The following is a 16,675-nucleotide window of genomic DNA, read 5'->3' on the forward strand; positions in this document are numbered from 1 at the left end:
ATCGTGCCCGACAATCCGCTCGCCCGCGCGTTCCGCGATGCGGCGGGGCTTCTCAACCAATGGGTCGCGGCGACGGCGGATGAGGTGATCCTCGCCGTCGCGGGCCTGCCGATGAAGGTGAAATGATGGACTTCCAATCCCTTGCAGCCATTCCCGCGCTGGCCGACAGCCTGCCCGAAGCCGATGCGGAGGCGCGCGCCGCCGCCGCCCGGCGCCAGGACAGCCTGACGAAGCCGCCGGGCTCGCTCGGGCGGCTGGAGGAGCTGGCGCTGTTCATGGCGGCCTGGCGCGCCGATCCGCGCCCGCGCATCGGGCGCGCGCAGGCGGTGGTGTTTGCGGGCAATCATGGCATCTGCGCGCAGGGGGTAAACCCCTATCCGCAGGCGGTGACGGCGCAGATGGTGGCGAATTTCGAGGCGGGCGGAGCCTCCATCAACCAGCTCTGCCGGGTGAATGGCGCGGCGCTTTCGGTGGTGGCGCTGGAGCTGGACCGTCCGACGGCGGATTTCACCGAAGGCCCGGCAATGACCGAAGCGGAGACACTGGAGGCCATGGCCCGCGGCGCGGCGGCGGTGGACCCGGGCGCCGATGTGCTGGTGCTGGGCGAGATGGGGATCGGCAATTCCACCATTGCCGCGGCGCTGGCGGCGGCGCTGTTCGGGGGGGCGGTGCCGGACTGGGTCGGCCCCGGCACCGGCTCCGATGCGGAGGGGCTCGCGCGCAAGGTCTCGGCCATCGAGCGGGGGCTCGCGCGGCACCGCGGGCTTCGTCCCATGCAGGTGCTGGCGGCGCTCGGCGGGCGCGAGCAGGCGGCGATCTGCGGCGCGGTGCTGGCGGCGCGCAGCCACCGCATTCCGGTGATCCTCGACGGCTTCATCTGCACCGCGGCGGCGGCCCCCCTGTATGCGGCCGATCCGCGGCTGCTCGATCATTGCCTGGTGGGCCATGTGTCGGCGGAGCCGGGGCACCGGCGGCTGCTGGAGGCGCTGAAGAAGCAGCCGGTCCTGGCCTTCGACATGCGGCTGGGCGAAGGCTCGGGCGCGGCGCTGGCGCTCGGGATCCTGCGCGCGGCGCTGGAATGCCACAACGGCATGGCCACCTTCGGCGAGGCCGGGGTCAGCGAGGCATGATCCGGGCGCGGCTGGCCGAACTCCAGCTGGCGGTGATGCTGCTCACCCGGGTGCCCGCGGGGCGGATGGCGCAGGCGCCTACGGTGGCGGCGGCGGCCTGGGCCTTCCCGCTGGCGGGGCTGCTGCCGGGGCTGGCGGGCGCGGCGCTCCTGGCCTCGGGCCTGCCCGGGCCGCTGGCGGCGGGGTTCGCGGTGGCGGCGATGGTGGCGCTGACCGGCGCGCTGCACGAGGACGGGCTGGCCGATGTGGCCGATGGCTTCTGGGGCGGGCGGGAGCGCGCGCGACGGCTGGAAATCATGCGCGATTCGCGGATCGGCTCCTATGGCACGCTGGCGCTGATCCTGGCCATCGGGCTGCGCTGGCAGGCGGCGATGCTGGCCGGGCCGCTCGCGCTGCTGGTGGCGGCGGTGGCGAGCCGGGTGGCGCCGGTGGTGCTGATGGCGGTGCTGGCGCCCGCGCGGACGGATGGCATGGGCCATGCCGCGCGCGCGGTGGGCGCGGGGCGGCTGGCGGGCGCGGCGCTGATCGGGCTCGGGCCGCTGCTGTGGCTTCGGGGGGGGCTGTGTGCGCTGGCCGCGGCCGCGGCCGGGGTGGCGGCGCTGGCGCTGATCGCGCGGCGCAAGATCGGCGGGCAGACCGGCGACGTGCTGGGCGCGGGGCAGCAGCTGGCGGAGATCGCGCTGCTGATCGCTCTGGCACAGGCAGGCTGAGCCCGGGGAACCCCGGGCGCCCGGCCCGCGTTGCTTTCTGGGTGCGCCGGGAATCGGCTTGCCCCGGAGGAAAATCCGGCGCTTCATCTGGGCGCCCGACCGCAACGCGAGCATGGGAGAAAGCCGATGGGTCTCAAGGACGAAATCAGACAGCTGCGGGGCGAACTCGACACCCCCGAGGCCGAGGAGAAGGTTTCCGAAACGGTGCGCAAGGGCGCCGAGGCCGTGCAGGCCAAGGTGACCGAGGGGCTGGACCGGGTGGAAAAGCGCGTGCGCGCCGCGAAACAGGCGGTGACGGAGGCGACCGATCCCGATCACCTGACCGCGCTGCGCCAGTCGCTCAGCGGCACGCTGACGCAGGTGGGCAGTGAGCTCGAGCGCGTGCCCGCCAAATATCCGACGCTGACCGCGCTCACCGCGCTTGGCTTCGGGCTGGCGCTCGGCCTGTCTCTCGGGCGCAAGATGCGCTGAACGGACGGCAGGAGGACCGGATGACCACAGTCGAATCCGCGCGGATCTATGCGCGCATCGCGCTGCTCAGGCGCAGGGTGCTGCTGCAGCTGGCGCTGCGGCGCGTGCTGGCGGGGCTGATCGCGGCGGCGGCGGCGCTGGTGGCGGCGGGGTTCGGCACGCGGGTGGTGTATCTGGCGCTCCTGCCGCGGCTCGGCGAGCTCGGCGCCACGGCGGCGGTGGGCGGGGGCTATCTGCTCATCGCGCTGATCTTCGGCGTGCTGGCGCTGCGCGAACCGGCCTCGCCTGAGCTGAAGGCGCTCGATCTGATGGAGGCCGAGGCGAAGCAAAAGGCGGTGCTGGCGGTAAACGGGCTCGGCATGCGCGCCGATGGCCTGACCCGCAGCGTGCTGACCGGGCTGAGCCTGTTCAACCTGCTGCGCCGGCTCCTGCGCCGGGGCGACTGAGGCCGGAATTCGGGGGCCCGAACCTGAGGCCCGAACCGGGGCGGGGATTCGTGGCGCGTGGGGGCTCCGGGCGCAGAAGGCTCGCCGGCCTCGCGGCGCCCTGGCCTGCACCTGCCGCGTGTCTTGGGGCGGCGCGCCCAGCTCTAAGGCACAAGTCTCGGGCCGGCGCTCAGGCCCGATCCTCAGGAATACCACCGGCGCGGGACCAGCCTTCGGGGCGCGTTTGCCTGCGCTCAGCCCGCTTCGCGGTCGTGGATGCGCAGGGTCCAGACTGCGAAGAACAGCGCCGCGATCAGGGGGCCGAGGACGAAGCCGTTGATGCCGATCCCGGCGAGCCCGCCCAGCGTGGAGATCAGGACGACGTAATCCGGCAGCCGCGTATCTTTGCCGACGAGCGACGGGCGCAGCAGATTGTCGATCAGGCTGATCACGAAAACCCCCACCAGCATCAGCGCGACGCCGCGGAACCAGTCCCCCGCGATGAGCAGGTAGATCGCCACCGGCGCCCAGACCAGCCCCGCCCCCACCGCAGGCAGCAGCGACAGCACCGTCATCACCACCCCCCAGAGCAGCGCGGCCTTCATCCCGAGCGCCCAGAAGGCGAGGCCGCCGATGCTGCCCTGGATCAGCGCGATGATCAGGTTGCCCTTCACCGTCGCCTTCACCACCGAAACGAAGGTGCGGATCAGCCGGTCGGTGTGTTCGTTGCTCAGCGGGCTCGCGCGGCGGATCGTACCGGCGATCCGGGCGCCGTCGCGGAACAGGAAGAACAGCAGATAGAGCATCACCCCGGTGCCGATGAAGAACTGCGCCGTGCCCTGGCCCACGAAATAGACCCGCTTCGCGAGCGACTGCATCGCCGTTTGCAGGAAATCGGTCACGCGGGTCTGGATCTCGGCGAAATCGCCGAGGTTGAGCGCGGCCAGCGCATCCTGGAGCCGCAGCGGCAGCGCGAGGCGGATCCGGTCGAGCATCCCGGCCGGATCGAATTCGCGCCGGCCGATGCTGGCATAGACCTCCCCCGCCTGCCGCGCCATCGCGCCCAGGATCAGCGAGCCCGGCAGCACCACGAGGCAGATGCAGATGAGCACGCTGAAAAAGGCCGCGAGCGAGCGGCGGTTGCCCAGCAGCGCGGTCAGCCGCACATGCAGCGGCCGGAACAGGATCGCCAGGATCATCGCCCAGAGGATCGGCCCGTAATAGGGCAGCATCAGCCAGATCATGGCGAGGCTCACCGCCCAGATCAGCACGGTGAAGCTGCGCGTATGTTCGGATGGGATGGTCATGCGGGGCCCCCGGCGGATCGCTCGGGCGGAGCATAGCGCGGCGCGCGCGCGCATCGAAGCCCGAAACGCCGCGCTGCGACGCGGCATCACATTGACAGGGCGCGGCTTTCGCCGCAGCGTCGGGCGAGAGTGAACGGAGGATGCGATGATCCCTCAGACGGTTCGGTACGCCTGCCTGGCGGCGGCGGTGGCCGTGGCGGGCTTCGGCGCGGCGGGAATGCCTGCGGCGGCCGAAGGGGTGATCGACGGGCTGCTGACCCGGATGGGGCTGCGCAGCCACGATGACGGCATCGCCGCGTCGAATGGCCGGATCGAGGCGCAGTCGGTCGATGTGGCGGCGAAATATGCCGGGCGGCTGACGCAGGTGCTGGTGGCCGAGGGGCAGACCGTCGCGCCCGGCGATGTGATTGCGCGGATCGACGACCGCGACGTGCAGGCGAAGCTGCTGGCGGCGCAGGCCGCCGTGCTGCAGGCGAAGGCCGCGAAGGAGCAGGCCCAGGCCGCGGTGATGCAGGCGCAGAGCGCGCTTTCGGTGGCGCAGACGAGCCATGACCGCACCGCGAAGCTGAACGCAGAGGGCCATGCCGCGCAATCGGTGCTGGACGATGCCACCAATGCGCTGCAGGGGGCGAAGGCCTCGCTCGCCTCGGCGCAGGCGCAGGTGAGCAATGGCGATGCGCTGATTGCCGCGGCACAGGCGCAGGAGGAGGAGGTCAAGGTCGCGCTGGAGGACCTGACCGTGACCGCGCCGATCCGCGGGCGGGTGCAGTACCGGCTGCACGAACCCGGCGAGGTACTGGCCGCGGGCACGCCGATCGTGACCCTGCTGGACCTGAGCGACGTCTACATGAACCTCTATCTGCCCGCCGATGTGGTGGGCATGCTGGCGGCCGATGATGCGGCGCGGCTGATCCTGGACCCGGTGCCGCAATTCGTGATCCCGGCGACGGTGACCTTCATCTCGCCGCAGGCGCAGTTCACCCCCAAGAGCGTGGAGACACAGGAGGAGCGCGCGCAGCTCGTGTTTCGGGTGAAGCTGCGGATCCCGCCGGAATTGCTGGAGAAATTCGAGAAATATGTGAAGGTCGGCGTGCGCGGCATGGGCTATGTGCGGCGCAACCCGGCCGCCGAATGGCCTGCGCATCTGGCCGTGAAACTGCCGCAGTGAGATGGAGTTCGCAGCCGATCTGACCGGCGTGAGCCACCGCTACGGCGCCACCGCGGCGCTGCGCGAGGTGACGCTGCGGATCCCGGCCGGGTGCATGGCCGGGCTGATCGGGCCGGACGGGGTGGGCAAATCCACGTTGCTCGCGCTGGTTGCCGGGGTGCGGCGGGGCCAAACGGGCACGGTGCGCGCGCTTGGCGCCGATATGGGCGCGGCGGCGGCGCGGGCCGCGACCCAGCCGCGCATCGCCTATATGCCGCAGGGCCTCGGGCGGAACCTCTATCCGACGCTGAGCGTGCGCGAGAACCTGGATTTCTTCGGCCGGCTGTTCGGCCAGGGCGCCGCGGAGCGCGCGGCCCGGATCGAGATGCTGTTGCAGGCCACCGGCCTCGCCCCGTTCCCGGACCGGCCGGCGGGGAAGCTCTCGGGCGGGATGAAGCAGAAGCTCGGCCTGTGCTGCGCGCTGATCCATGACCCGGACCTGCTGATCCTCGATGAGCCGACGACCGGGGTCGATCCGCTCTCGCGGCGGCAGTTCTGGGAGCTGATCGGCCATATCCGCGCGCGGATGCCGGGGATGAGCGTGATCACCGCCACCGCCTATATGGACGAGGCGGAGCGGTTCGACTGGCTGGCCGCAATGGACGACGGCCGGGTGATTGCCGAAGGCGCGCCCGCGACGCTGCTCGCGCAGACCGGGAAGGCGACGCTCGATGATGCATTCATCGCCCTTCTGCCGGAGGCGGCCCGGGCGGGGCACAGCGCGGTGGTGCTGCCGCCGCGCCCCGACCGCGGCAGCGCGCCTGCAATCGAGGCGCATCACCTGACGAAGCGCTTCGGCAGCTTCACCGCGGTGGAGGATGTGAGCTTCGAGATCCCGGAGGGGGAGATTTTCGGCTTCCTCGGCTCCAACGGCTGCGGCAAATCCACCACGATGAAGATGCTGACCGGCCTGCTGGAGCCCAGCGAGGGCGAGACCCGGCTCTTTGGCGAGCGGCTTGGCGCCTCCGACATGCAGGCGCGGCTGCGCATCGGCTACATGTCGCAGGCGTTTTCGCTCTATACCGAGCTGACCGTGCGGCAGAACCTGGAGTTGCATGCGAAGCTTTATGGCGTGGCGCCGGAGCGGGCGGAGGCAGTGCTTCAGGATTACGAGCTCGGCCATGTGGCCGGGCAGATGCCGGAGAGCCTGCCGCTCGGGATCAAGCAGCGGCTGCAGCTCGCGGTCGCGACCATCCACGAGCCGCGGATCCTGATCCTCGACGAGCCGACCTCCGGGGTGGATCCGGTGGCGCGCGATGCCTTCTGGCGCAAGCTGATCGAGCTCAGCCGCGACAAGGGCGTGACGATCTTCATCTCCACCCATTTCATGAACGAGGCGGCGCGCTGCGACCGGATCTCGCTGATGCATGCGGGGCGGGTGCTGGCGGTGGGCACGCCCGAAGAGCTGACGGCGGCGCGGGGGACCGCGCGGCTGGAGGATGCGTTCATCGCCTATCTGCAGGACGAGATCGGCGCAGAAGCGCCGCTGGCCGAAACGCAGGGCTTCGAGGCGGCGCGGCCTTCGGGGCGGCTGGCGCAGGCGCTGATCCGGCTCTGGGCCTACAGCTGGCGCGAATCGCTCGAGCTGGTGCGCGACCCGATCCGGATGTTCTTTGCCTTCCTCGGGCCGGTGATCCTGCTGATCACGGTGGGCTATGGCATCTCGTTTGACGTGGACAGCCTGAGCTTTGCCGTGCTCGATCAGGACCAGTCCGCGGAGAGCCGGCAGCTGGGCGAGCAGTTCTCCGCGATCCGGCAGTTCGAGGCGCAGGCGCCTCTGGACAGCCCCGCCGACATGGACCGGCGCATGGGCCGCGGCGGGCTGACGCTTGCGCTCGAAATCCCGGAAGGGTTCGGCAAGGCCCTGCATCAGGGCAAGGTGCCGGAGGTGGCGCTCTGGCTCGATGGCTCGATGCCGTTCCGGGCAGAGACGGTGCGCGGCTATGCGGTGGGCCTGCTGAGCCAGTATGGCCAGAGCCTCTCCGCCCAGAGCGCGCCGATCGCGATCGAGAGCCGGTTCCGCTTCAACCAGGCGTTCAAGAGCGCCAATGCCATGGTGCCCTCGGTGATCATGCTGATCCTGGTGCTGGTGCCCGCGATCATGGCGGCGGTGGGGGTGGTGCGCGAGAAGGAGACCGGCACCATCGCCAATTTCCGCGCCACCCCGATCACCCGGGTGGAATTCCTGGTGGGCAAGCAGCTGCCCTATATCCTGATCGCCTTTGTCGAATTCTGGATCCTGTTCGGGCTCGGGCTCACGCTGTTCGGGGTGCCGTTCACCGGTTCTCTGGCGGCGCTGGCCGGGGTGACGCTGCTTTATGTGACGGCCACCACCGGCATCGGGCAGCTGATGTCTTCGTTCACGCGCACGCAGGTGGCGGCGGTCTTTGCCACGGCGGTGCTGAACGTGATCCCGACGGTAAACTTCGCCGGGCTGATCGTGCCGGTCTCGTCGCTGAATGCGGGCGGGCGGCTGGTCGGGCAGGCGTTTCCGGGCGCCTGGTATCAGCCGGTGGTCTCGGGGACCTTCGTGAAGGGCTTCCACTGGCCCGATGTGGCGGGCCATGCGCTGGTGCTGGCGGGGTTCGCGCTGGTCTATCTGGTGCTGGCGGCGCTGCTGCTGCGCAAGCAGGAGGCCTGAGATGCGCACGATCCTGCGGCTCACGGTGAAGGAGCTGCGCGCCATCGCGCGCGACGTGGTGATGCTGGTGCTGACGGCCTATGTCTTCACCGTGGCGACCTATATGGTCTCGGATGCGATCTCGACCGATGTCGACCATCTGGCCATCGCGGTGGTGGACGAGGACAGAAGCCCGCTGTCGCAGCGGCTCACCGATGCGATCCAGCCGCCGATGTTCCGCCCGCCGGTGCAGCTGAGCCCCAATGAGGCCGGGCAGGCGCTGAGCGACGGGCGCTATATCCTCATTGCGAGCTTCCCGCCGCGGATGGAGGAGGACATCCGGCAGGGCAAGCAGGCGGTGATCGCGCTCGATATCGACGCGACGGCGGTGGCGCAGGCGGGCAATGGCGCGGCCTTCCTGCAGCAACTGCTGGCCGAGGAAGTGAGCCGCTATTTCGATGCGGCGACGACGGCGCCGGTGGATGTGGTGACGATCAGCCGCTTCAACCCGAACCTGACCTCGAAATGGTTCATGTCTGTGATGCAGCTGATGAATTCGATCACCATCCTGACGCTGATCCTGTCTGGCGCCTCGCTGATCCGCGAGCGCGAGCATGGCACGATCGAGCATGTGCTGGTGATGCCGGTGCGCCCGCATCAGATCGTGCTGTCGAAGATCCTGGCAAATGGCGCGGTGATCCTCACCGCCGCGGTGGTCTCGCTGCACCTGGTGGTGCAATGGGCGCTCGGGGTGCCGGTGGCGGGCTCGCTGCTGCTGTTCGTGGCGGGGACGGCGATCTATGTGGTGGCGGTGGCCTCGATCGGGCTGATGCTCTCCACCTTCTGCCAGTCCATGGGGCAGTTCGGGCTTCTGGTGATCCCGGTGATGATCGTGATGATGCTGCTGTCGGGCGGCATGACCCCGGTGGAATCGCAGCCCGCGCTGCTGCGCGGGGCGATGGCGCTGGTCAGCCCGTCGCCGCATTTCGTGAAATTCGCGCAATCGGTGCTGTATCGCGGCTCCGGGCTGGCGCTGGTCTGGGATCAGATGCTGGCGATGGCGGTGATGGCGGCGGCGACCTTCGCGATCACGCTGATGCGGTTCCGCAGGGTGCTGTCGGGCTGAGGGCGGCCTCGATCCGGGCCGTCACCTCCGCGCGCGGCAGGGCTGCGAAGCGCGCCATCGCATCGCGCATGGCCGGAGTGTTGCGCAGGATATAGGCCGCATTGCCGGGATAGCGCCGCGCCCGGGTCTCCGAAATCACGATGGATGTCACCAGCCGCGCCACGATCAGGTCGCGCAGGAGTGCGGTTTCCGCAGGCAGGAGCGGCGTGATCCGGTGATAGGCCGCCACCATCCGCGCGACCGGGGCCACCGGATCCGGATCGTGGGTGATGAGATAGGCCGCGGCGACGGCCACATCGCAGATGAGCGCGGTCTCGACCATATCGCCGAAATCCAACACCCCGGCGATGCGGCCCGGATCGGCCGGATCCACGACGATATTGTGGTGGTTCATGTCGTTGTGCACCACCTGCCGGCGCAGCCCCGGCAGCACGGGCGCCACCCGCGCGGCAAAGCCGTCGAGCTCCGCCGCGAGATCCTCCTGCCCCGGCACCAGCATCGGGCGCAGGTCGAGCGCGTGGCGGATATCCCATTGCAGGCGGTGGCCCGCGGCCGGATGGGCAAAGCCGCGCAGCGCGCAGCCCAGCCGGGCCAGAACGGAGCCGATATCCTCCGCCATCCCCGGCGCGAAGCCCGCGCGCGCAAGCGGCGCGCCCGCGACCCAGCCCAGCACCCGCGCCACCGCCCGGCGCCCGTCGGACAGCGGAACCGCGACCTCATAGCGCCCGTCCAGCGCCGCGATCACCCGCGGCACCGGCAGCGCCGGATCCTGCGCCGCCACCCAGAGCAGCGCCTCGGTCTGGAAATTCGTGTCCTGGGCCGGCTCGGCGGGGTTGGAGATTTTCAGCACATGGCCGGGCGTGCCCGCCACGCGGAAATTCGCATCGCGCTCGCAGGCGATCACACTGGCCCGGCCCGTGAGCCCCCAATATGCGCGCAGCAGCGCCTCCGCCTCGGCCTCGGTAACGGGCGGCGGAGGGCTCTCGAGCGGGTCCTGCAGGTCCATGCGCCGCCTCCCGGGCCCGGGCGGCGTGCCCGGGGACGGGAAAGTGCTAACGCCCCCGGGCGGGGGCGTCAACGTGGCTCACCAGGAGGTCAGGACGGTGCCGTGGTACTTGTCCTCGATGAACTTCTTCACCTCGGGCGAATGGTAGCTCTCGACCAGCTGCTTCACCCAGGGCTTGTCCTGATCGCCGTTCTTCACGACGATGACGTTCACATAGGGGTTCTCGGCGCTTTCCATCGCAATCGCATCGGTCTTCGGGTTCAGGCCCGAGGCGATGGCATAGTTCGTGTTGATCAGCGCGGCCGTCAGATCGGCGAGCGAGCGCGGCAGCTGCGCGGCATCCAGCTCGCGGAACTTCAGGTCCTTCGGGTTCTCGGTGATGTCGAGCACGGTGGGTTTCAGCCCGGCGCCCGCATCGACCTTGATCTCGCCCAGCTGCTGCAGCACCAGAAGCGCGCGGCCGCCATTGGTCGGGTCATTCGGGATGCCCACGGTATCGCCGCTCTTCAGCGCGTCGAGCGATTTGATCTTGTCGGAATAGACGCCCATCGGGGTGGTGATCGTGGTGCCCACCACGGCGAGATCGAAGCCGCGGTCCTTCATCTGGTTGTCCAGATAGGGCTTGTGCTGGAACGAATTCGCCTCGATGTCGCCATCGGCCAGCGCCTGGTTCGGCACGACGTAATCCGAGAATTCCACGACCTTGATATTCAGGCCCTTCGGCGCGGCGACCTTGGCCACCTCTTCCATGATCTCGGCATGCTCGCCCGGCGAGACACCGACCTTGATGTCCTCGGCGGTGGCCATGCCGGCGATCAGCGCCAGCGAAGCGGCCAGGGGGATGAGACGCAGCATTGCACTACTCCTTGGTTGAAATCAGTTCCCGCGGCCCTTGGGCGCGCGTTTGTCGACCCGGGCCGCGATCCATTCGCCGAAGCTCTGCACGAGCTGCACCAGCACGATCAGGATCACCACCACCGCCGCCATCACTTCGGGCATGAAGCGCTGATAGCCATAGCGGATGCCGAGATCGCCCAGCCCCTCGCCGCCCACCGCACCGACCATGGCCGAATAGCCGATGAGGCTCACCACCGCGAGCGTGAGGCCGAGCGTGATCCCGGGCAGCGCCTCGGGCACCAGCACCTTGCGGATGATCTGCAGCGGCGTCGCGCCCATGGCGCGGGCGGCCTCGATCAGCCCGGCATCGACCTCGCGGATCGCATTTTCCACCAGCCGCGCGATGAAGGGCACCGCGGCCAGCGTGAGCGGCACGATTGCCGCCGTGGTACCGATGGAGGTGCCCGCGAGCGCGCGGGTGAAGGGGATGATCGCGACGACGAGGATGATGAACGGGACCGAGCGGGTGGCATTGACCACGAGGCCCAGAAGCTTGTTCACCACCGGCGCGCTGAGCAGCTCTCCGCGCTGCGAGGTGGCGAGGAACACGCCGAGCGGCAGGCCCAGCACCGTGCCGAGCAGCGCCGAAATGGCCACCATATACAGCGTCTGGCCGGTGGAGGAGATCAGCAGGTTTATCAGGTTAGCCGACATAGCCCAGCACCTCCGTGAGCAGCCCGTGACGTTCGAGATAGGCGCGCGCGGCCTCGGCCTGCGCCGCATCCACGGCGATGATCAGGTTGCCGAAGGGATGCGGGCCGACCTCCTCGATCGCGCCGGCGAGGATATTGACCGGGATCCCCAGCTCCGAGGTCAGCAGCGAGAGCATCGGATCGGTGGCATGGTTGCCCGCGAAGGTGACGCGGATCACCTCCTGCGCTTCCACCTCCGGGCGCTCGGCCTGCAGCTGGCCCGCGATGAAGGCGGGCAGCGTGAGCCCGGTGACGCCGCCGAGGAAGCTGCGCGTCGTCGGGTGTGTGGGGCGGCTGAAGATATCGTAGGTGGCGCCGGCCTCGACGATACGACCGCCGTCGATCACCGCCATATGGGTCGCGATATCGCGCACCACCGCCATTTCATGGGTGATGAGCAGGATGGTGAGGCCAAGGTCGCGGTTGATTTCCGCGAGCAGCGCCAGCACCGTGCGCGTGGTTTCGGGATCGAGCGCGGAGGTGGCCTCATCGGACAGGAGCACCTTCGGCTGCGTCGCCAGCGCCCGGGCGATGCCCACCCGCTGCTTCTGCCCGCCCGAAAGCTCGGCCGGATAGCGGTCGCGGTGCGCGCTGAGGCCGACACGCTCGATCAGCTCCTCCACCCGCGGCCGGATCGGGGCGATCCCGGCGATTTCCAGGGGCAGGGCAATGTTCTCGTACACGGTACGCGAGGCGAGCAGGTTGAAATGCTGGAAGATCATGCCGACATCGCGGCGGATCTCGCGCAGCGCCGCCCCGCGCGCGGCCCCCACATCGCGCCCGCCGACGAGAACCCGCCCCGTGCTCGGCCGCTCAAGCCCGTTCACCATCCGCAGCAGGGTGGATTTGCCCGCCCCGGAGCGCCCGATGATCCCCATGATCGCGCCGGGCGCGACCGAGAGGCTCACATCCTCCAGCGCCAGCGTGGCCACGCCCTTCTTCGTGAAGGACTTGCCCACCCTGTCGAAGCTGATCGCGGCGCCGGTCTCGGTCATGGCTGACTTTCTGGTCAAGAATGCAACCCTGCCCGGTAGCCCCAGAATCGCCCCAAATGCAAGAGCCGCAGGCCGATTCCCGCCCGCCCCGGGGCAAATGGCGTTCGGAAATCCGGCGCAGGCGTGGGCCAAACGTCCCACCCCGGCCATGGCGGGCAACGGCTGTTCGGCGGCGGTGGCGCAGGCCGGACCGGGGTTCTTTTTGCGGTGACGCAGCGTAGGGGGTGACGAAAGCTGCCCTGCGCGTCACTCTGCGCGCCAGCGAATGGAGGGAGGACCATGAGCGCCTATCCGCATCTGTTGCAGCCGCTCGACCTCGGGCATGTGGTGCTGCCGAACCGGGTCCTGATGGGCTCGATGCATACCAATCTCGAAGAGCACGGCGACTGGAACCGGGTCGCCGAATTCTATGCCGAGCGCGCGCGCGGGGGCGTCGGGCTGATGGTGACGGGGGGCATGGCGCCGAACCGCGAGGGCGGCGTATTCCCGGGCGCGGCGGGGCTCTTTGGCCCCGAAGACATGGCCAACCACCGGCTGGTGACGGCGCGGGTGCGCGCGGCGGGCGGGCGGATCGCGATGCAGATCCTGCATGCGGGGCGCTATGCCTATGGCGCGGATTGCGTCTCCGCCTCGGCGGTGAAATCGCCGATCTCGCCCTTCGCGCCGCGGGCGCTCGATGAGGCCGGGATCGAAAAGCAGATCGCCGATATCGCGACCGCCGCCGCCCGTGCCCGCGAGGCGGGCTATGACGGGGTGGAGGTGATGGGATCGGAGGGTTACCTGCTGAACCAGTTCCTCGCCCGCCATGTGAACCGGCGCGCGGACCGCTGGGGCGGCAGCTACGAGAACCGGATGCGGCTGGCGCTGGAGGTGATGCGCCGGGTGCGGGCGGCGGTCGGGGCGGATTTCATCGTGATCTTCCGGATTTCGCTGATCGACCTGGTGCCCGACGGCTCCACCTGGGCCGAGGTGGTGACGCTCGCGCGTGCGCTGGAGGCGGCCGGGGCGAGCATGCTCAACACCGGCATCGGCTGGCACGAGGCGCGGGTGCCCACGATTGCCACATCGGTCCCGCGGGCGGCCTTCACCTGGCTCACCGCACGGCTGCGCCCGGAGGTGGGGATCCCGGTCATCGCCTCCAACCGGATCAACCGGCCGGAGGTGGCCGAAGGCATCCTCGCGCGCGGTGAGGCCGATATGGTCTCGATGGCGCGGCCGTTCCTGGCCGATGCGGAGTTCGTGCGCAAGGCCGCTGAGGGCCGCGCCGAGGAGATCGCGCCCTGCATCGCCTGCAACCAGGCCTGCCTCGATCATACTTTCGCGGGCAAGGTCTCCTCCTGCCTGGTGAACCCGCGCGCGGGGCACGAGACCGAGCTGATCCTCTCCCCCGCCGCCGCGCCGAAGCGCGTGGCCGTGGTGGGCGCGGGGCCTGCGGGCATGGCCGCCGCGATCACCGCGGCCGGGCGCGGGCACCGGGTGACGCTCTATGACCGCGCGGCCGAGATCGGCGGCCAGCTGACGATGGCGCGCCGGATCCCGGGCAAGGAGGAGTTCCACGGGCTGACCGACTGGTTCGGGGTGATGCTCGCGCGCCGGGGGGTGGTGCTGCGGCTCGGGACAGAGGCCACTGCGGAGATGCTGGCGGGGCAGGATGCGGTGGTGGTGGCCACCGGCGTGCGCCCGCGCAGCCCCGGCATCCCCGGCGAGGCGCGCGCGGTGAGCTATATCGATATCCTCACCGGCCGGGTCGAAGCCGGGCCGCGGGTGGCGATCATCGGCGCGGGCGGCATCGGCTTCGATGTGGCGGAATTCCTGACGGTGACGGAGAGCCCGACGCTCGACCCAGCCGAATGGGCGCGCGAATGGGGGGTGGGCGATCCGGCGCGGACACCGGGCGGCATTGCCCGGCCGCAGCCCGCCCCGCCCGCCCGCCAGGTGACGCTCCTGCAACGCAAGCCCGAGAAGCCCGGGCGCCATCTGGGCCGCACCACCGGCTGGATCCACCGCGCAGCGCTGGCGGCGAAGGGGGTGCGCATGCTGGGCGGCGTGAATTACGAGGAGATCACCGCCGCGGGCGTGCGGATTTCCCATGGGCCAGGGCGGGAGCGGCCGGAGCTGATCGCGGCCGATACGGTGGTGCTCTGCGCGGGCCAGGTTTCGGAGCGGGGGCTGGCGGATCTGCCGGGGGCGCATGTGATCGGGGGCGCCGATGTGGCGGGCGAGCTCGATGCGAAGCGCGCGATCGATCAGGGGGTGCGGCTCGGCGCGCGGCTCTAGCCGAGGCGGCGCACCACCTGCTTCAGGAGCTCCAGCTCCGCGCGCAGCAGGGCCACCTCGGCGCGCAGGTCCTCATCGAGGACCGCGCCCGCGCCGATGGCGAAGCCGCCCACCACCTCCGGGCCGGAGCGGATCACGAAGGCCTGCACGCCCTCGGACAGAAGCGCCACCGGGATCGGCAGGCGCAGCGCCCAGCCCTCCTCCAGCGCCTGCACGCTCAGCCCCGGCAGCGGCCGGCCCGCATGCAGGACCGTCAGCGCAGGCAGGTCCCCCTGCCAGTGCCCCTCCCACACGCCTTCGTGCACGCGCGACGATTGCAGCATGACTACCCCCTAAATATCCGCGCGCGGATGGCGCAAGAGCACCATGTCGCGCAGTACCACCGCCGTCATCCGCGGCGCTTCCACGATCACGTCGAGCCAGCCCTGCTCCAGCCGCCGGTCGTTGAAGGCGGCATAGGCGAGGTCGAATTCGGCGCGCTGCGTATCGGGGGCGACGGAGCGCAGCATCTGCTCCGTATTCGGCCCGTGGCGCAGGTTCAGCCGGCAAAACAGCTGCGCCGGGCGCTCGGCCTCCAGCGCCAGCTGCACCACCAGCACATGCGTATGCCCGAGCCCCGCCACCGCCTCCGGCGGCAGATCGAAGGAGAGCGACAGGAAGCCGCCATCGAAGCCATAGGCCTCCAGCGCCAGGCCGAAATCCGGCCCCGGCAGCTGCCGCACCGTGCATTCCGCCCGCCCCGCATCGTGAAACACGCGCACCCCGGGCGCGAGCGCCGCGCCCGCGGTGGGCTGGGCCAAGCCCGGTGGCTGCATCCGGCGCAGCCAGGGATCGGGGCGCCAGGCCCAGTCGCACCCAAGCGGCAGCGGGCGCGTGGCGCGCAGCTGCTGTGCCTCCGCCCGGCGCAGGAGCCGCTCCAGATCGGCGCGCAGGGCGTGGGCCTCGGCCAGATCGGCCGCGCCCGGGGGCGCAGCATTGGCGGCGAGGCGCGCCCAATGGGCCTGCGCCTGGCGCCGCAGCCACTGCCCCATCATGCCCGCGCCCATCGCCATGCCGCATCCTCCCGGCCCCGCGCCGGCCCCCTGACCAAGCACAGTTTCGGGCCGAAATGAAGGCCCTCGCGCGCTCAGAGGCCGGTGCGGTTCGCGGCGCGGATCGCCGCGTCGAAGTCGTGCAGGAGACGGATCTGCTGCGCATCGCTCAGCCGCGCCCCGCGCAGGGGCAGCACCGAAAGCGCGGTGATGCGCCCGCCGAGGCCGGTGATGGCGCGCCAGTAGGTCTCGCTCACCGGGGTGCCCTGCTGGCGCGAGCGGTCGCGGATCTTCAGCAGCAGGAGCCCGTCGCTGCGCACCACGCGCAGGATCGCCACGTCCTGCGGCGCGCCGGAGCGGGCCAGCGCCGCGCGCCCGGCGCTGGACTGGAAGAATTTCTCGAAGCCCGGGAAGGTCTCGCGCAGGGGCTCGGGCGTGGTCGGGCCGACGGTGGCGCTCAGCATCGCGGGATAGGGCGGCTTTGCGGCCGAGGGATCGCCGCTGATCGCGGCGCAGCTTCCGAACAGCACGAAGGCGCCGCCGCCGGTATCGCGCCGCGAGCCCGGATCGACGCAATAGCCCTGCGGCGCGGCGATGGTCATCGTGCCACCCAGGATGCGCACCCGGTCGGTGCCCCCCCCTGGCGCGACGCAGGCGGCAAGCGCGAGGCTCAGCACGGCCAGGCAGATATGGAGACGCATGCGGATCATGCCGCCCCAATAGAGCCCGGGCGCCCTTCGGGCAAGCCTTGCGGCCGGGCCTCGGCGCAACTTCGCGTGCG

17 protein-coding genes are annotated in these 16,675 nt (G+C 70.4%); 9 read left to right on the forward strand and 8 right to left on the reverse strand.

Annotated elements, in window-relative coordinates; genetic code table 11:
- Positions 1–3: 3 nt before the first annotated feature.
- The 5 genes from ACOMG5_RS07220 (at position 4) to ACOMG5_RS07240 (ending at position 2,757) form a co-directional block, all read left to right on the forward strand.
- The gene (locus ACOMG5_RS07220; RefSeq protein WP_420343201.1) at positions 4–126 is read left to right on the forward strand and encodes a bifunctional adenosylcobinamide kinase/adenosylcobinamide-phosphate guanylyltransferase; all 123 of its coding nucleotides are present in this window, start codon (positions 4–6) and stop codon (positions 124–126) included.
- Positions 123–1,130 (forward strand): nicotinate-nucleotide--dimethylbenzimidazole phosphoribosyltransferase, encoded by a 1,008-nt coding sequence (gene cobT / locus ACOMG5_RS07225; RefSeq protein ID WP_420343121.1) that lies wholly within the window; start codon positions 123–125, stop codon positions 1,128–1,130. The genes ACOMG5_RS07220 and cobT overlap by 4 nt, the downstream gene beginning before the upstream one ends.
- Complete coding sequence (locus tag ACOMG5_RS07230) at positions 1,127–1,840, forward strand: adenosylcobinamide-GDP ribazoletransferase (protein WP_420343122.1); 714 nt, start codon at positions 1,127–1,129, stop codon at positions 1,838–1,840. Before cobT ends, ACOMG5_RS07230 begins: the two co-directional genes overlap by 4 nt.
- Before the next feature lie 126 nt (positions 1,841–1,966).
- Positions 1,967–2,311 (forward strand): hypothetical protein, encoded by a 345-nt coding sequence (locus ACOMG5_RS07235; protein WP_420343123.1) that lies wholly within the window; start codon positions 1,967–1,969, stop codon positions 2,309–2,311.
- Positions 2,312–2,331: 20 nt separating this feature from the next.
- The gene (locus tag ACOMG5_RS07240) at positions 2,332–2,757 is read left to right on the forward strand and encodes a hypothetical protein (RefSeq protein ID WP_420343124.1); all 426 of its coding nucleotides are present in this window, start codon (positions 2,332–2,334) and stop codon (positions 2,755–2,757) included.
- Positions 2,758–2,990: 233 nt separating this feature from the next.
- Here ACOMG5_RS07240 and ACOMG5_RS07245 read toward each other — a convergent pair whose 3' ends face one another.
- Entirely contained in the window at positions 2,991–4,043 is a 1,053-nt protein-coding gene (locus ACOMG5_RS07245) for an AI-2E family transporter (protein ID WP_420343125.1), read from the reverse strand.
- A 145-nt stretch (positions 4,044–4,188) separates the two neighbouring features.
- Between ACOMG5_RS07245 and ACOMG5_RS07250 the strand changes: the two genes are divergently transcribed.
- Genes ACOMG5_RS07250 through ACOMG5_RS07260 form a run of 3 tightly spaced genes read left to right on the forward strand, consistent with a single transcriptional unit; the run spans position 4,189 to position 8,996 of the window.
- On the forward strand, positions 4,189–5,211 hold the full coding sequence (locus tag ACOMG5_RS07250; protein WP_420343126.1) for an HlyD family secretion protein: 1,023 nt from the start codon (positions 4,189–4,191) through the stop codon (positions 5,209–5,211).
- 1 nt (position 5,212) lies between these two features.
- Positions 5,213–7,891: a ribosome-associated ATPase/putative transporter RbbA gene (gene rbbA / locus ACOMG5_RS07255; protein WP_420343127.1), complete on the forward strand. Its 2,679-nt coding sequence runs from the start codon at positions 5,213–5,215 to the stop codon at positions 7,889–7,891.
- A 1-nt stretch (position 7,892) separates the two neighbouring features.
- A complete protein-coding gene (locus ACOMG5_RS07260; protein WP_420343128.1) occupies positions 7,893–8,996 on the forward strand; it encodes an ABC transporter permease in 1,104 nt (367 codons plus the stop codon).
- Here the strand turns inward: ACOMG5_RS07260 and ACOMG5_RS07265 are convergent.
- The 4 genes from ACOMG5_RS07265 to ACOMG5_RS07280 form a co-directional block, all read right to left on the reverse strand.
- Positions 8,959–10,002, reverse strand: a complete 1,044-nt coding sequence (locus tag ACOMG5_RS07265) for a phosphotransferase (RefSeq protein WP_420343129.1) — start codon at positions 10,000–10,002, stop codon at positions 8,959–8,961. The genes ACOMG5_RS07260 and ACOMG5_RS07265 overlap by 38 nt on opposite strands.
- A 78-nt stretch (positions 10,003–10,080) precedes the next feature.
- Positions 10,081–10,857, reverse strand: coding sequence for a MetQ/NlpA family ABC transporter substrate-binding protein (locus ACOMG5_RS07270; protein WP_420343130.1), 777 nt, complete (start codon positions 10,855–10,857; stop codon positions 10,081–10,083).
- A gap of 21 nt (positions 10,858–10,878) precedes the next feature.
- Positions 10,879–11,553, reverse strand: coding sequence for a methionine ABC transporter permease (locus tag ACOMG5_RS07275; protein ID WP_420343131.1), 675 nt, complete (start codon positions 11,551–11,553; stop codon positions 10,879–10,881).
- Positions 11,543–12,586 (reverse strand): methionine ABC transporter ATP-binding protein, encoded by a 1,044-nt coding sequence (locus tag ACOMG5_RS07280; RefSeq protein ID WP_420343132.1) that lies wholly within the window; start codon positions 12,584–12,586, stop codon positions 11,543–11,545. The genes ACOMG5_RS07275 and ACOMG5_RS07280 overlap by 11 nt, the downstream gene beginning before the upstream one ends.
- 279 nt (positions 12,587–12,865) lie before the next feature.
- Here ACOMG5_RS07280 and ACOMG5_RS07285 point away from each other — a divergent pair, with 279 nt between their 5' ends.
- Positions 12,866–14,863: an FAD-dependent oxidoreductase gene (locus ACOMG5_RS07285; protein WP_420343133.1), complete on the forward strand. Its 1,998-nt coding sequence runs from the start codon at positions 12,866–12,868 to the stop codon at positions 14,861–14,863.
- Here the strand turns inward: ACOMG5_RS07285 and ACOMG5_RS07290 are convergent.
- The 3 genes from ACOMG5_RS07290 to ACOMG5_RS07300 all read right to left on the reverse strand — a co-directional run bounded on the left by ACOMG5_RS07290 (position 14,860) and on the right by ACOMG5_RS07300 (position 16,604).
- The gene (locus ACOMG5_RS07290; protein ID WP_420343134.1) at positions 14,860–15,186 is read right to left on the reverse strand and encodes a hypothetical protein; all 327 of its coding nucleotides are present in this window, start codon (positions 15,184–15,186) and stop codon (positions 14,860–14,862) included. The genes ACOMG5_RS07285 and ACOMG5_RS07290 overlap by 4 nt on opposite strands.
- Positions 15,187–15,195: 9 nt before the next feature.
- Positions 15,196–15,915, reverse strand: coding sequence for a DUF6478 family protein (locus ACOMG5_RS07295; protein WP_420343135.1), 720 nt, complete (start codon positions 15,913–15,915; stop codon positions 15,196–15,198).
- Between the two features lie 74 nt (positions 15,916–15,989).
- Positions 15,990–16,604 (reverse strand): hypothetical protein, encoded by a 615-nt coding sequence (locus ACOMG5_RS07300; RefSeq protein WP_420343136.1) that lies wholly within the window; start codon positions 16,602–16,604, stop codon positions 15,990–15,992.
- Positions 16,605–16,675 lie beyond the last annotated feature (71 nt).

Source organism: Paenirhodobacter sp. (assembly GCF_041916475.1).
Taxonomy (GTDB): Bacteria; Pseudomonadota; Alphaproteobacteria; order Rhodobacterales; family Rhodobacteraceae; genus Rhodobacter.